Raw genomic sequence first — 13,115 nt, 5'->3', positions numbered from 1 at the left:
TACCGACCTTCTTGCGCCCCGCGGTCTCGACGGCGGCCAAGGTGCCGTGTCCCAGCGGTGAAGCAACCACATGTTCTGAGCCGATGAAGAGAGAAACTCGTGACGAAAGCAAGCGGTGACACCGCAACGGAACACAAGACCGAGATGGCTGCGCCCCGGGTCGCGCACGCTGTGGCCAGGGCCCTGAAAGACAACGGGATCGACCGTATCTTCCTGGTCACCGGTGGCGATCTGCTCCTCTGGCAGGCGCTGCGTGATCACGGCATCGACATGCACCTCGCGCGCAGCGAGGCCGCGTCGGTCGTCATGGCCGACGCGTACGCCCGGGTGACGGGCAAACCCGCGGTGGTCTACGGGCAGTGGGGGCCGGGTGCGGCGAACGTGGCCGGAGCGCTCGCGGACGCCTGGTGGGCACACAGCCCCCTCGTCGCCATCACCAGCACGGTGTCCACACGGGTCGAGTACAAGAACGAGTACCAGGAGCTCGATCAGCCGCCGATGTTCCAGTCGGTCACGAAGTGGCAGGCGCGTGTCACCCGCGCGGACCGCGCCGGAGAACTCGTCGCTCAGGCCGTGCGCACCGCGGCCGCGGGATGCCCACGACCCGTGCACCTCGACATCCCCTTCGACACGATCATGGAAGTCGCGCCGAACGCCCGCTACGCGCCTGCCTTCACGCCCACGCCGCCGGCCCCGTCGGCGAGCGCGGTGGACGACATCGTCAGCAGGCTCGCCCGGAGTGAGCGGCCGATGATCCTCGCCGGCAACGGAGTGCTGCTCGCCGATGCCGCGCTCGAGCTGGTCGCACTCGCGGAGACCGCGTCGGTGCCTGTCCTGACGACACTCGGCGGGAAGGGCGCCATACCCGAGAACCATCCGCTGTCGGTCGGCGTCGCGGGACGCTACTCAAGCAGGATCAGCAACGAGATCGCGCGTGAGGCGGATCTCGTCCTGGTCATCGGTACGGACCTCGGAGGTCTCGCGACCGACACCTACACGCTGCCCTCGGCCACCACCGAGGTGGTCCAGGTCGACCTCTCGCCCGAGGCCATCGGCAGGACGCGCGCCGTGCAGGCGGGTGTGGTCGCCGATGCCGGCGAACTGTGCCGCTCACTCGCCGCGGCGCTGACCTTGGAGCCGGTCACCGACGCTCGCCGCACGTGGTGCGAGTCCGTCCAGCAAAGGCGCGCCGCCTGGAAGGAGGACTTCCAGGCAGTGGCACGCCGACCTGCCGTCGGGCACGTGCGGCCCGAGGCCATCGTCTCGATCCTTCGGGAACTCACCCACGAGCGCGACCTGCTCGTCGTGGACACGGGCTTCATGGGGGCCTGGGGCGGCGCCCTGTTTCCCGTCCACTCGCCCGGCCGGACGTTCCTGCGCGCCGCCGGCACACTCGGCTGGGCCTTCCCCGCCGTTCTCGGAGCCCAACTCGCGGCGCCGGCGGGGCAGCGTGCCTTCGCGCTGGTTGGCGACGGTGGCTTCGGCTACAACGTCGGAGACCTCGAGACCGCGATGCGACTGGACATCCCGGCGGTGACCATCGTCCTGAACAACGCGAGCCTCGGGTACGAGCACGTCGGCTTCCAGCACGCCCTCGGAGGCGACGTCGTGCACGAGGTCTGCGATTTCATCGACGTCGACCACGCGAAGGTCGCCGCCGCGTACGGACTGTTCGCGGCTCGCGTCGATTCGGCGCAGGACTTCAGGGAAGCCCTGAAACAGGCGATCGCCGGCGCCCGCCCGGCACTGATCGACGTCGTGGTCGACAAGGAACGGATCGCCCCGGTCACCACGTTCGACGCGCTGCTCAAGCGCGACGTCTGAGCCGGCCCGGTGACCACGACCAAGGCATCGTCGGCACGACGACGTGCTGATCGGCTGGTCCACCGGGTCTCACTGCCCTGGAAACGCACCTGAACGCTCGGTGTTCGGCTGTCGAGCACAAGGAGATCACCATGCGACTGCCACTGATTCCCCCTACGGAGCTGACCGCCGAGCAGCGTCCCCTCTACGAGGCCTTCGAGAAGATGATCCAGGCCGAGGAGTACCAGGGCTTCGAGGTCCGCGACCCCGACGGTGCGTTCGTCGGGCCGTGGGGCGTGATGCTCCACTTCCCCGACCTCGCGGTGCCGCTCGGCCAGTTCATCGACGTCGCCCAGAAGCTGCCGGGCCTGAGCGACCGGGCCCGGCAGGTCGTCATCCTGACGCTCGGCGGCAGGTTCAACGTCGCCTACGAGCTCTACGCGCACACCCCGCTGGCCCTGCGCGCCGGGCTGCGCCCGGACCAGATCGCGGCCCTGAGCGCAGGCTCGCGCCCGGCCGACCTGGGCGAGGACGAGCTCCTCGCCGGGGATGTCGCCTCCGCCCTGACCCGGGGTGGCGCGGTGCCGGGGCCCCTGTACGACGCCGCGGTCGCGAAGCTCGGCCCGCAGGGCTTCGCCGCGGTCGCATTCATCACCGTCCACTACCTGGCGCTCGGCACCCTGCTCAACGCGTATGACGTGCCCGCCGGTCGCGCCGTGACTCATACCGACTGGGAGTGAATCATGCCCGATATCAACGAACTCAAGGCCATGCTCGAGAACCCGGACGACTTCGGCACGTTCGGGCGCTTCGCCGAGACGCCGGTCGACCAGATGTCGCCGGAGATGCGCGAGGCGTTCGACTTCACGCTGAAGCTGCGCGGACTCGTGCCGGGCCCGCACAAGATCTGGGCGGCGAACCCGACGCTCCTCAAGACGGTCACGCCGGTCGGGGCGTATTTCCAGACGAAGTCGACGTTGTCGAAGGCCGAGATCGAGATCGCCACCTGTGTGATCTGCGGGCGCTGGGGCGCCGCGTACGCCAGCTACGAGCACGAGAAGATCGGTGTGATCTTCGGAGGGCTCGACGCGGAGAAGGCGCAGGCGCTGATCGCGGGGCTGCCGACCGCGTTCGACGACCCGCGGCAGCAGATGGTGTACGAGCTCGCCTCGACGCTGGCCGCGGCGCGCATCGTGCCGCAGGGGATGTTCCAGCGGGCACAGGAACTGCTCGGCGACGCCGGCATCGCCGACGTGACGGTCCTGATGGGCTGGTTCAGCGCGGTCTCGCTCACCCTGATGGCCTTCGACGTTCCCTCGAACGCCGTCGGCCTCGACCAGTAGGCACATCGAAGCGCCTTCACCGGCAGCCTCGTCGAGTACTGCCTGGCCAGGCTCGACCTGGTCCTGGCGGTCGTCGGGCGTAGGGGCGGCGTGACGGTCCGCCGACTCGGCGGACCGTCACGCATGCCGTGATCAGGGACGGCCAGTACTTTCGCTCTCTCTGCGGCAAGTGCTGTTCAGTGCCGCTTCACGGTGCCGGAGGGACGCGTGGAGGTGCCTTGCCCGACAGCACGACCACCACTGCGGAGTAGGCGGGGACGTCGACAGCGTGCACGGTGACGGTCCCGTCGTGTAGGGCTTCGAGTTCACGCGGGTGGGCGTGACGGCGGTATTGGTTACGGCACATGAACGCAACGCCGGTGACGAGCGGCTGGTTGGCGAAGCCGATCAGAGTGCTGGCGACATGGGTGGTCGTCCGGTTGCCGACGACCTGCGTGGCGGTCGCGTCGCCGTAGTAGTGGTGGTTCCACTCAGAGGGACCGACCCTCGACAGGTTGCGTCAGGACCGGATGCTCGACGAAGCCTTCGCCACCGGCGACCCGCTCAAACTCATGAGGCTCTTCGGCATCACCGAACGAACCGCCATGCGCTACGTCACCGCCGCCCACCCCGAGCGCACCGCCAAGCAGCCTCGGTAGGACTGCTACATGTCAGGGCTGATCGGACGCTGGCCAAGCCCGCGGGTAGGGCACGCGAAGCGCCTCGGCAGGGACTGGGATGTGGTCAGCGGCGGCACGCAGACGTCCGTCGCGCAGAACGACGGCGCCGGCAGGGCGGGCCGCGTGCTCACTAGGCGGTCCTGTTCACGCGGATGAGCGTCCGCTGACCGTTCGCGATGAGCTTGCGCTCGCCGTGGTCCTGGACGCCGTAGACCTCCAGCTGGCAGACGGTCAGGGTGCGTCCGGACTTCAGGACGGTCCCTATGGCCTCGAGATGGTCGCCGGCCGCGGGCGCGAGGAGGTTGATCTTGTACTCGACGGTGAGGACTTCCGCGTCCTCGGGGAACAGAGTGAGTGCCGCGTATCCGCCGGCGCTGTCGACGATGGCGCTGGTGGCGCCGGCGTGGACGTAGCCGTGCTGCTGGCTCACCTCGGCACGGGCCGGGAGCATGATGTGGACGCGGCCTGGGCCGATGTGGGTGATCCGAGCGCCGAGGTGGGTCATGAGCCCCTGGCGGTCAAAGCTCGCCTGGATACGCTTTTGATCATCGCGGCCGGGATGGTGTGCAGTCGAGCGTCAGAGGGCCAAGCGCTCGACGAGAAGGAACCCGCCGATGGCGATCATCATGGCTCCAGAAATGCGTGTCACCATCCGCGCAGCCGAAGGACGGGTCTTGAGTACCGTGCGCGCCAAGAGACCGACGGCGAGGTAGACGATGGTGCAGGCCGTGAGGTGGATCGTGCCCAGCAGGCCGGTCTGCGCGGCGACAGGCCAGCCCGCGGAATCGATGAACTGCGGGAACAGGGAGAAGTACAGCAGTAGCACCTTGGGGTTCAAGCCGCTGATCACGGTGCCCTTAAGCACGATCCGTCCACGTGAGGAGGCCAGGGCCTCCTCGGACGCGGCCACAGTGACCGGCTGACGCAAGATTCCCCAGCCGAGCCATATCAGGTAGGCGGCTCCGGCGACAGTCAGCGCGGTCAGAGCGGTCGGCGAGTTCGCCACGATCACCACCAGGCCGGCAATGGCGAGCAGCGCGTACGCGATGTGCCCGGCTATGAGTCCAGCGACGGCCGGGACGACCGACCGTTCCCGCAGCCCGGCGGTGATCGCGTAGGCCCAGTCCGCGCCCGGTGTGAACACGAAAAGCAGGTCCACCGCGATGAAGGCCGCCAGTGTCGTTGTATCCATGGATGATCGTTCCCTCTCGCGCTTTCCTGCCTCAGAGGGAAGGTTAGGTGCGATATGCCCGAAAGTGTTTGCGTAGTTACCCTGTGATTGGGGTCTGAGGGGGAGAATCTCCTCCATGGATGCCCTGGATCGGAAGATTCTTGCTGAGCTGCAGCTGGACGGTCGCCTGACCGTCACCGAGCTGGCGGCCCGCGTGCAGCTCAGCGTCTCGCCCTGCCACCGCCGCCTACGTGACCTCGAACGCGAGGGCGCCATCCGCGGCTACCGCGCCGTTGTCGACCCGGCCGCCGTCGGCCTCACCTTCGAAGCCCTCGTCTTCGCCACCCTGCGCTGGGAGAGCCCCGATACTGTCACCGCCTTCGAAGAGGCTGTCACCGCCATCCCGCATGTGCTCCAGGCCCAGCGCCTCTTCGGCGAACCCGACTACCTCCTACGGGTCGCCACCACCGACCTCGCTGCCTTCCAGCAGCTTTACGACCAGCAGCTCGCCAGGCTGCCCGGCGTCCAGCGCCTGACCTCCACCCTGGTCATGAAGAACGTCATCGACGACCGACCGCTGCCCGAGTAAGCCCCGATCGGTGGAGCCACCTCAATCTCAAGAGGCATCGACCCCGCCGCGGCACCGAACCCGCGCGGAACTTCCCGTGGAGGGGTACCTACCCACGCAGGTTCCCGCGGTTTGACGTGCTGGATTCCGCGAACCCGCGCGCTTCCTCCCGCACCGACGGCAAGGCGTCCCTGCTGCGCGCCTTCAACGGCGCCGTCCTCGCCGGCCTCGCCTCCCTCGCCGACCGGGACCTGACGCCTGCGACGAAGGCCTTCGCCGCGGCCGCCGTGCTCGCCCTGGGCGGCCGCCGTGCTGCTGCTCCTGGTCGTCCGGCCCCGCCTGCGCGGTGACGACCGCGCCTCCTTCCCGCACTGGGCGGGCCTGGACGACGACGCGATCCTCGCCTGCATGCACGGCGACACCCGCGCCGCCCGCATCCGTGTCCTGTCCCAGATCGCCGTCGCCAAGTACCGCCAGCTGCGGCGCGCGGTCGACCTCAGCCTCGCCGCCCTCGCCCTGCTGCTTCTGGCCGCTGTCGCCGCGCTGCTGTGACGGCCCTGCGTCCCGCCCCGCCCGCGCTCCCAGTCGGCGCGCGGCGGGACCGGGCGCAGGGCCGTCACAGCATGGCCCGACACGAACGGAGCTCTGCCCGCCGCGCGGACCCCGCCGGCCGCACACGATCACACAGCAAGAGGCGCACCTCCATCAGCCTGGACAGCTCAGGGTGCGCCTCTCCCATGTCCGCCCGCACAGGGCGGGATCGGAGGCTTCATCATGCCCGTTGCGCCTGCCTTACGGCAGCCGACTCGAACACTCGTCATCGCCGCGGCCGCCGTGCCGCTCGCCCTGGCCGTGCTCGCCGACGACGTCCGCGTACGCCGCCAGCTGCAGACCGCACGCCGTGACCCGCTCACCGGCCTCGCCGACCGGGCCGCCCTCATGGACCGCACCACCCGCCTGGCCGCCACCCACCGCGAGCAGCTGCACGTCCTGGTCGGACTCAAGGGCGTCAACGACGAACTCGGCCACGCCGCCGGCGACATCCTCATCACCGCCATCGGCCGCCGCATCGGCGCCTGGGCTGAGGCCCGGGGCGGGCTCGCCGCGCGCCTGGGAGGCGACGAAATCGCCGCTGCCGTGCTGCTGTCGCCGACCGCGACCGTCCGGGAAGTCACCGCGCTGCGCGACCAGCTGGCGCAGCCCGTCCCCTGCGGCACCGAGCTCCTGCGCCCGGCCGTGTCCATCGGCACCGCCCGCGCCGCCGACCTGCCCGACGCGGCCGGCGCCGATCGGATGCTGCGCGGCGCGGACATGGCCATGTACCGGGTCAAGACCGGCCAAGCGAGCTGCGGGTACGTGGCCACCCGCCACGACGCCTACACGCCCACCGTCCACGGACGCCGCCCGGGCCGCCCCGGCACCCACCTCCCGGCCGGATGACCACCCAGGCCCCCAAGACCGCCCGGACCCTCGCCGACCTTGCCGGCGACGTACCCGCCCCGGGCGCCCTGCTGGATTGGCGCAACAGCCTCCACTACCAGCGCCTCGCACCCTGCGTCCTGTGCCGGCGTCCCACACCGCTGCGCTCCCACGCCGGAGAAGCCACGCACAAGACCTGCGCCGAACGGTGGATCGTCGCGCACCCCGACGAAGCCCGGTCGTCCGGTCGCTTCGTGTCGGACCGCCGCCCCACATCGACCACCGACAACCACGCCTGACCGGCCCGCGATTGGAGACCTATGGGCACCACCGTCCAGCACGACCAGCGCATCCCGTTCCCGACCCCCGCGACCCCGACCGCGTGCCGCCGCAGCCCCCGAACCTTCGACGTCGATTCCGGCGAGGCCACCGACCGAGCCGTAGCCGACCGCATCCGGACCGCCAAAGCAGCCTGCCGGCGCTGCCCGATCGCTGAGGGCTGCCTGCGATGGGCGCTCGCCAACCCCGACCAGACCCCCACCAACGTGTGGGCCGCCCCCATAACCCATCATCACTGTCCGCCCAGCAGTTGATGCCGGCCTCGGCGAGAGCGTCGATGATGCCGTGCTCGCGTGCGGCCCGGACGTCATGAACGGCACCGGCCAGCGCCGGTGAAGCCCAGAGCAGACGCCCCTTCGGGTCGGCCAGGACCTGCACGTTCATGCCGTGCTTCTTGTGTTTGCCCGAGTGGAAGGGACGGTCGGCGGCGATCCGGTCGATCGGCAGAAGCGTTCCGTCCGGGACCAGGTACGCCTTCATAGAGGCGGCACGTACTGCTTCGGCGAGCGTGGGGGCGAGCGCGGCCAGGAGCTCGACGGCCTCGGTGATGTACCGGTAGACGGTGGCGGTGCCGATCCCGAAACCAGCCGCGAGCTGGGCGTAGGGCTGGCCGTTGCGGAGGTGGGCGAGGGTGAGGAGGGCAGAGCTGGACACGTCGACGCCGGACGGGTAGACAAGCATGCGAAGCCTCTGGTGGAGACGGTTCTCTTGGTCGAAAACCCATCTACTAGGGGCTTCATCTATCTGTCAGGCCAACTGCCCAGCCGACGTGGGAGGTTGGAAAGAGCTCACTGACCAACGGGCCGGCCGGAGCTGTCGAAGAGACGGTAGTGCAGGAGCGCCAGCGACTGCATGTAGGCGCTGTACATATGCCCGCACGGTGACGGCCTCGGCGACACACCGGCCTTCGCCAACCCCGTGTTCGACACGGCCGGACACAAGGTCGGCAGCGACCAGGGCTCCTGCGTCCGCACCAGGGTCGGCACGGCGTGGGAGTGCAGCCGGACGGCGACCTTGCACGGCGGATCGATCGTCGTCCAGGGTCCTTCTGCGACGCGGCCGACTCCACGCGGCGCCCGGGCGTGGGATCGGCTGTGATCGGCTGAAGGGATGATCTGCGCCCGACATGCCGTCATGGGGGAGTGGGGCTGGTAGGTGAGTGGGCCCTGGCCCGTACGATTCTGCCGAAATTTGTCGTATACCTCATGGATTTTTCGGTTTGGGCTGCTTTCTCGAATCGGCGGTGTGTATGAAATCGATGTTCCGTAGTCGGCTGCGGCCCTGGGCCGCAGCCTGCGTGACGCTCGTGACCCTGGCGGGCGTGGCCGTCACCGCTCCTGCGGCGCTGGCGGCCGCGCCGGCACGCGCGCTCGAAGCGGGGCGCGTCAGCGACCTCCCGCCCGCCGTCGAGGCGATCATGCACAAGCCCGGCTACGAGAGCGCGCAGTGGGGCGTCTACGAGGTCGACCCCTCGACCGGGGAGGTGATCCACTCCCAGTTCGCGCGGCAGTCCTTCGTCCCCGGCTCGGACACCAAGCTCGTCACCCTCTCGGCCGCTTGGCACAGCCTGGGCCCCGGCCACCGTTTCACCACGCCCGTGTATGCGGCGGGCACGCGCCACGGCTCGACGCTGAAGGGGAACCTGGCGCTGGTCGCCCAGGGCGACCTGACGATGGGGGGGCGGACCAGGCCCGACGGTTCGGTGGACTACACCAACGTCGACCACACGTCCGCCAACGACCTGCCCGGCGCCACGCTCACCCCGGAGAACCCGCTCGCCGGTGTGGACCAGATCGCCCGGCAGGTGCGCCATGCAGGCCTCACCCGCGTTCAGGGCGACGTCGTCGTCGATCCCAGGATCTTCACGCCCCCGGAGCTGGACCCGCAGCCCACCCCGCTGATCATCAACGACAACCTCATCGACCTGCTCACCACCCCCACCACCGCCGGGCACGCGGCCAAGCTGTTCTGGCGCCCGCAGGTCAAGCCGTACAGCGTCGACTTCAAGGTGAAGACGGTGGCCGCCGGCGGTACGACGAACATCACGGTCAAGGCCTCCCAGGACGGCACCAAGATCACCGTGTCCGGTCAGATCGCGGCCGGGACGCAGCCCGTCCTGAGGACCTCACCCGTCCAGGATCCCAACGCCTTCGGCCGCACCGCGCTGATCGAGGCACTCGGCCGGGCAGGCGTCACCGTCAGCGCCCGGCCAACCGGCCCCAACCCGGAGCGCAAACTGCCCGCCTCCTACCACCACGATCCGCGGGTGGCCGCCTATGTCTCCCCGCCCTACCAGCAGTACGCCAAGCTGATCCTGAAGGTCAGCCACAACCTCGGCGCCAACCTGGCCTTGTGCAACATGGCCGGGCTGCGGGGCAGCAAGGACTGCTTCGCCGGCGGATTCGGGGTCGAGCACGACTTCCTGACCCAGGTCGCGCACGTCGACCCGGCGCAGTTCCAGCTCGATGACGGGCGCGGTGGCGACGCGACAGAGAAGGCCACCCCGGTCGGCCTCGCCCAGGTTCTCGCCTATTGGCTGCACACCCCCGATGCGACCGCCTTCCGGCTGTCGCTGCCCATCCTGGGGGTCGACGGCTCGAACGCGATCTCCTGCTCCCACTGCCCGGCCAGGGGCAAGGTCTTCGCCAAACCGGGAACCGTCATCGGCCTGGACCGGCTCAACGGCCAGCTCGACGTGGCGGACCAGAGCCAGGCCGGCTACCTGCTGACCGACGACGGCCATGTGGTCATCTTCGTTGAACTCGTCAACTCCGCCACCGCCCCTGACATCCAGGGCATCCTGCGCATCTTCGACGACACCAACCAGATCTCCGCCCTGCTGCAGGAGGAGGCCTCGGCACACCCGTGAAGGCGCGTGGCAACCTGCACCTGCGCCGACGGTACGGAAGACGCCCGGGGCTGCTGCCTCTTCACCGGCCCCGGGCGTGCGATCACGCCGCCGGACCCACACCCGTCCCACCCCTCGGCCGTGCGGATGTGGGTCTGGACCAGCAGGCACCGAAGGATCCGCACAGCGGGCAGCTCACGTGGTCACATCGGTGAGCCTCGACATCGTCTGGCGCGTCAGCAGTGCCGACGTCTCCGCGCGCCGGGACGTCCACGTCCGCGAGGACGACTCCAAGGTCCGCACCGGCACCCTGCCCCGCGCCATGGCCTCCCTGCGCAACCTCGCCATCAGCGTCTTCCGCCAGGACGGTCAGACCAACATCGCCGCCGCCCTCCGCCACACCGGCCGCGACTACCACCGGCCCCTACGAGCCCTCGGTCTCAGAGTGCGGGATGTGGCGTTCCGTCGGTCTTGTCATCGCTCGATGGTGTGACGTTGGGGCGTTGCTGTCGGTCAGGGGTTCGGGGTTCGTATTGGCTTGTGGCATGAGCATGCGCAAGCCGTACCCGAGCGATCTCACCGATGAACAGTGGGAGCTTGTCGAACCCGTGATCACGGCATGGAAGGCCCGGCATCCGTCGGTCAGCGGGCATCAGGGGAAGTATGCGATGCGGGAGATCGTGAACGCGATCCTCTACCAGAACCGCACCGGTTGTCAGCGGGAGTTCCTGCCCCATGACATGCCCCCGCCCGGAGCGGTGAAGTACTACTTTTACCTCTGGCGCGACGAGGGCACCGACCAGGACGTTCACGATCTGCTGCGCTGGCAGTTGCGGGAGAAGCGGAAGCGATTAGCCGACCCGAGCCTGGTGGTCCTGGACACGCAGAGCATCCACGCCTCCGTCGGAGTCCCGGCCACGACGACGGGACGGGATGCCGCGAAGAAAGCGCCGGGCAGGAAGAGATGCCTGGCCGTGGACGTGTTGGGCCTCGTCATCGACTGCGTCGTCCTGCCCGCCTCCGCGCACGAGAACACCGTCGGCATCGCCCTGCTGGACGGTGTCGCCGGGCAGTGCGACACGGTGAAGAAGGCCCTGGTCGACCAGGGCTTCAAGAAGAAGGTCGTCGAGCACGGCACGAACGTGGGGATCGACGTCGAGATCGTCGAGCGCAACCCGGACGACAAGGGCTTCGTTCCGCAGGCCAAGCGGTGGATCGTGGAGCAGACGAACGGGATCCCGATGTTCTACCGCCGTCTCGTACGCGACTACGAACACCGCCCCGCCTCCTCCCGCTCCCGCGTCTTCTGGGCGATGACCTCCGTCATGAGCCGCCGCCTCACCGGAGCCACCCTCGCCTCCTGGAGGACCGCATGAGCGAGAACCCACAGATCAAAGCCATCCTGGAACACATAGAGACCCGCGAACGCGAACTGGCCGACCAAGCCGGGCAGTTCCGGGTCCGCATCGAAGAACTCACCCGGCAGCTCGGCGAACTCGACGCGGAGAGCGAGAACCTGCGCATCACCCGCAAGACCCTCCTCAACTCTCCCGCTGCCCTCACTCGCCACCGGGCCGGACCGCCCCGACGTCCCGGACCACCCCGCCTACCAGCAGATCCTCAACGCCCTGGCCGACGCGGGCCGACCGATGCGCGCCCGCGACCTCTGCCAGGCCCTCGACCTGCCGATCCTCCCGAGGAACACCGAGGGCATCCGCTCCAAACTGAAACGCCTGGTCAGCCGGGGCATCCTCATCGAACCCGAACCCGGCTTGTTCGCCGGCACCGACGCCTGAGAACCACCCCCCACCCGCGACCAGCGGTCCTTCCCCAACCTCAACCACGAAACGGACAAGAGCTCACGTTCCGCACTCCAAAACAGTGCGGGCCGACAACCCAATCCAGAGGCCGCGCAGCGTTCCTTCCACCCCCCGCCTGCGCGGCAGTACTTGCCACTCGGCGTCCGTCATAACCGACACGTGTCCCTCGCCGTGGTGCGGAATCAGCAGAACCGGCCGCCCTGCCACCTGGGCGGGCGGCGGGGCGGCGACCACGGCGGCTTCCGCTTCGGCCCGGTCCTGTTCGGCCGGCCGGTTCAGGACCCGCTCGGCGACCAGCAGTTCCTCGCGCTCGGCCTGGACCTCCCGCGACTGTTTGGCCAACTCCTCGGCGAGCACGTCCAGTTCGCATCTGCGAGCGGTGATCGGCTCCAGGACGCCCTTAGAACTCCTAACAAAATGTTCCAACTTGCCTTGGAATATGGCCGCCCTGATGGTGCGTTGGCCTGCGCATGAGAAGGGGTGAGCAGCTGCCGTGGATCGTGTCCGATGAGCTGTGGACGCGGATCGAGCCGTTGCTGCCGGTCGTGCCGCAGCGCGCGGATCACCCGGGGCGCAAGCGTCTGGACGACCGCAAGGTGCTGTCGGGCATCCTGTTCGTGCTCTACACCGGCATTCCGTGGGAGTTCCTGCCCCAGGAACTGGGCTTCGGCTCCGGCATGACCTGCTGGCGGCGCCTGCGCGACTGGAACGACGCGGGTGTCTGGCAGCGTCTACATGAATCGCTGCTGGCCGAACTGCACGCCGCCGACGCCCTGGACTGGTCCCGGGCGGTGATCGACGGCTCCCATGTGCGGGCCATGAAGGGCGGCCCAAAACCGGACCGAGCCCGGTCGACCGTGCCCGAACAGGCTCCAAGCACCATCTGATCACCGAAGCGCACGGCATCCCGCTGGCAGCGTCACTGACCGGCGGCAACCGCAACGACGTCACCCAGCTCATGCCCTTGATCGAGGCGATCCCGCCGGTGCGGGGCCGACGCGGACGGCCCCGCCGGCGCCCCGACAGGCTCTACGCCGACCGCGGCTACGACCACGACAAGTACCGCAAGCAGGTCCGGGCCGCCGGAATCACCCCGGTCATCGCCCGCCGCGGCACCGAACACGGATCAGGACTGGGCGTCCACC

17 protein-coding genes and 2 pseudogenes are annotated in these 13,115 nt (G+C 69.1%); 15 read left to right on the top strand and 4 right to left on the bottom strand.

All coding sequences use genetic code 11. The features are described 5' to 3' along the window. The first annotated feature begins 144 nt into the window (after positions 1-144). The 4 genes from ACWC09_RS47010 to ACWC09_RS46995 all read left to right on the top strand — a co-directional run bounded on the left by ACWC09_RS47010 (position 145) and on the right by ACWC09_RS46995 (position 3,784). Positions 145-1,824, top strand: coding sequence for a thiamine pyrophosphate-binding protein (locus tag ACWC09_RS47010; RefSeq protein ID WP_450857790.1), 1,680 nt, complete (start codon positions 145-147; stop codon positions 1,822-1,824). Between the two features lie 131 nt (positions 1,825-1,955). Continuing rightward, positions 1,956-2,543, top strand: a complete 588-nt coding sequence (locus ACWC09_RS47005; protein ID WP_450857788.1) for a carboxymuconolactone decarboxylase family protein — start codon at positions 1,956-1,958, stop codon at positions 2,541-2,543. A 3-nt stretch (positions 2,544-2,546) separates the two neighbouring features. After that, on the top strand, positions 2,547-3,146 hold the full coding sequence (locus ACWC09_RS47000; protein ID WP_450857787.1) for a carboxymuconolactone decarboxylase family protein: 600 nt from the start codon (positions 2,547-2,549) through the stop codon (positions 3,144-3,146). 494 nt (positions 3,147-3,640) lie between these two features. Continuing rightward, on the top strand, positions 3,641-3,784 hold the full coding sequence (locus ACWC09_RS46995) for a hypothetical protein (RefSeq protein ID WP_450857786.1): 144 nt from the start codon (positions 3,641-3,643) through the stop codon (positions 3,782-3,784). A gap of 151 nt (positions 3,785-3,935) precedes the next feature. On the opposite strand, the gene ACWC09_RS46990 is transcribed toward ACWC09_RS46995, so the two are convergent. Both ACWC09_RS46990 and ACWC09_RS46985 read right to left on the bottom strand, forming a co-directional pair. Then, positions 3,936-4,310 (bottom strand): PaaI family thioesterase, encoded by a 375-nt coding sequence (locus tag ACWC09_RS46990; RefSeq protein WP_450857784.1) that lies wholly within the window; start codon positions 4,308-4,310, stop codon positions 3,936-3,938. Positions 4,311-4,382: 72 nt separating this feature from the next. Next, positions 4,383-4,997 carry a LysE family translocator gene (locus ACWC09_RS46985; protein WP_450857833.1) on the bottom strand — a complete coding sequence of 205 codons (615 nt, stop codon included), beginning with the start codon at positions 4,995-4,997 and terminating at the stop codon, positions 4,383-4,385. Positions 4,998-5,112: 115 nt separating this feature from the next. Here ACWC09_RS46985 and ACWC09_RS46980 point away from each other — a divergent pair, with 115 nt between their 5' ends. From ACWC09_RS46980 to ACWC09_RS46955, 6 genes are all read left to right on the top strand, one after another. Further along, positions 5,113-5,565, top strand: a complete 453-nt coding sequence (locus ACWC09_RS46980) for an Lrp/AsnC family transcriptional regulator (protein ID WP_328980074.1) — start codon at positions 5,113-5,115, stop codon at positions 5,563-5,565. Between the two features lie 116 nt (positions 5,566-5,681). Then, positions 5,682-5,894, top strand: coding sequence for a hypothetical protein (locus tag ACWC09_RS46975; protein WP_450857781.1), 213 nt, complete (start codon positions 5,682-5,684; stop codon positions 5,892-5,894). Beyond that, positions 5,854-6,096: a Pycsar system effector family protein gene (locus ACWC09_RS46970; RefSeq protein ID WP_450857779.1), complete on the top strand. Its 243-nt coding sequence runs from the start codon at positions 5,854-5,856 to the stop codon at positions 6,094-6,096. The genes ACWC09_RS46975 and ACWC09_RS46970 overlap by 41 nt, the downstream gene beginning before the upstream one ends. Before the next feature lie 222 nt (positions 6,097-6,318). After that, positions 6,319-6,984, top strand: coding sequence for a GGDEF domain-containing protein (locus ACWC09_RS46965; RefSeq protein WP_450857778.1), 666 nt, complete (start codon positions 6,319-6,321; stop codon positions 6,982-6,984). Next, a complete protein-coding gene (locus tag ACWC09_RS46960; protein ID WP_450857776.1) occupies positions 6,981-7,262 on the top strand; it encodes a hypothetical protein in 282 nt (93 codons plus the stop codon). The genes ACWC09_RS46965 and ACWC09_RS46960 overlap by 4 nt, the downstream gene beginning before the upstream one ends. A 21-nt stretch (positions 7,263-7,283) precedes the next feature. Next, entirely contained in the window at positions 7,284-7,556 is a 273-nt protein-coding gene (locus tag ACWC09_RS46955; protein ID WP_450857774.1) for a WhiB family transcriptional regulator, read from the top strand. Here ACWC09_RS46955 and ACWC09_RS46950 read toward each other — a convergent pair. Beyond that, positions 7,540-7,983: pseudogene (locus ACWC09_RS46950) on the bottom strand (transposase family protein); the annotation flags it as partial. The gene ACWC09_RS46955 and the pseudogene ACWC09_RS46950 sit on opposite strands and share 17 nt — an antisense overlap. A 616-nt stretch (positions 7,984-8,599) precedes the next feature. On the opposite strand from ACWC09_RS46950, the gene dacB reads away from it, so the two are divergent. The 4 genes from dacB to ACWC09_RS46930 all read left to right on the top strand — a co-directional run bounded on the left by dacB (position 8,600) and on the right by ACWC09_RS46930 (position 11,946). Continuing rightward, positions 8,600-10,171 carry a D-alanyl-D-alanine carboxypeptidase/D-alanyl-D-alanine endopeptidase gene (dacB, locus tag ACWC09_RS46945; protein WP_450857772.1) on the top strand — a complete coding sequence of 524 codons (1,572 nt, stop codon included), beginning with the start codon at positions 8,600-8,602 and terminating at the stop codon, positions 10,169-10,171. 190 nt (positions 10,172-10,361) lie between these two features. Next, a complete protein-coding gene (locus tag ACWC09_RS46940; RefSeq protein ID WP_450857770.1) occupies positions 10,362-10,643 on the top strand; it encodes a hypothetical protein in 282 nt (93 codons plus the stop codon). 52 nt (positions 10,644-10,695) lie between these two features. Continuing rightward, the gene (locus tag ACWC09_RS46935; protein WP_450857768.1) at positions 10,696-11,526 is read left to right on the top strand and encodes an IS5 family transposase; all 831 of its coding nucleotides are present in this window, start codon (positions 10,696-10,698) and stop codon (positions 11,524-11,526) included. 273 nt (positions 11,527-11,799) lie between these two features. Next, on the top strand, positions 11,800-11,946 hold the full coding sequence (locus ACWC09_RS46930) for a hypothetical protein (protein ID WP_450857767.1): 147 nt from the start codon (positions 11,800-11,802) through the stop codon (positions 11,944-11,946). Between the two features lie 63 nt (positions 11,947-12,009). Here the strand turns inward: ACWC09_RS46930 and ACWC09_RS46925 are convergent, their stop codons facing one another. Beyond that, positions 12,010-12,327, bottom strand: a complete 318-nt coding sequence (locus ACWC09_RS46925) for a hypothetical protein (RefSeq protein ID WP_450857765.1) — start codon at positions 12,325-12,327, stop codon at positions 12,010-12,012. 113 nt (positions 12,328-12,440) lie between these two features. Between ACWC09_RS46925 and ACWC09_RS46920 the strand changes: the two are divergent. Then, positions 12,441-13,115 (top strand): annotated as a pseudogene (locus ACWC09_RS46920) (IS5 family transposase); the annotation flags it as partial.

Source organism: Streptomyces sp. NPDC001617 (assembly GCF_053596855.1).
This window is presented reverse-complemented; position numbering and strand designations above follow the sequence as displayed.

What these genes read in the sequence shown, in the direction of transcription:
- ACWC09_RS46990 (WP_450857784.1), bottom strand. Translation starts at nt 4,310, where the DNA reads ATGACCCACCTCGGCGCTCGGATCACCCACATCGGCCCAGGCCGCGTC.
- ACWC09_RS46955 (WP_450857774.1), top strand. Translation starts at nt 7,284, where the DNA reads ATGGGCACCACCGTCCAGCACGACCAGCGCATCCCGTTCCCGACCCCC.
- ACWC09_RS46935 (WP_450857768.1), top strand. Translation starts at nt 10,696, where the DNA reads ATGAGCATGCGCAAGCCGTACCCGAGCGATCTCACCGATGAACAGTGG.
- ACWC09_RS46965 (WP_450857778.1), top strand. Translation starts at nt 6,319, where the DNA reads ATGCCCGTTGCGCCTGCCTTACGGCAGCCGACTCGAACACTCGTCATC.
- ACWC09_RS46980 (WP_328980074.1), top strand. Translation starts at nt 5,113, where the DNA reads ATGGATGCCCTGGATCGGAAGATTCTTGCTGAGCTGCAGCTGGACGGT.
- ACWC09_RS47005 (WP_450857788.1), top strand. Translation starts at nt 1,956, where the DNA reads ATGCGACTGCCACTGATTCCCCCTACGGAGCTGACCGCCGAGCAGCGT.
- ACWC09_RS46960 (WP_450857776.1), top strand. Translation starts at nt 6,981, where the DNA reads ATGACCACCCAGGCCCCCAAGACCGCCCGGACCCTCGCCGACCTTGCC.
- ACWC09_RS46985 (WP_450857833.1), bottom strand. Translation starts at nt 4,997, where the DNA reads ATGGATACAACGACACTGGCGGCCTTCATCGCGGTGGACCTGCTTTTC.
- ACWC09_RS46930 (WP_450857767.1), top strand. Translation starts at nt 11,800, where the DNA reads ATGCGCGCCCGCGACCTCTGCCAGGCCCTCGACCTGCCGATCCTCCCG.
- ACWC09_RS47010 (WP_450857790.1), top strand. Translation starts at nt 145, where the DNA reads ATGGCTGCGCCCCGGGTCGCGCACGCTGTGGCCAGGGCCCTGAAAGAC.
- ACWC09_RS47000 (WP_450857787.1), top strand. Translation starts at nt 2,547, where the DNA reads ATGCCCGATATCAACGAACTCAAGGCCATGCTCGAGAACCCGGACGAC.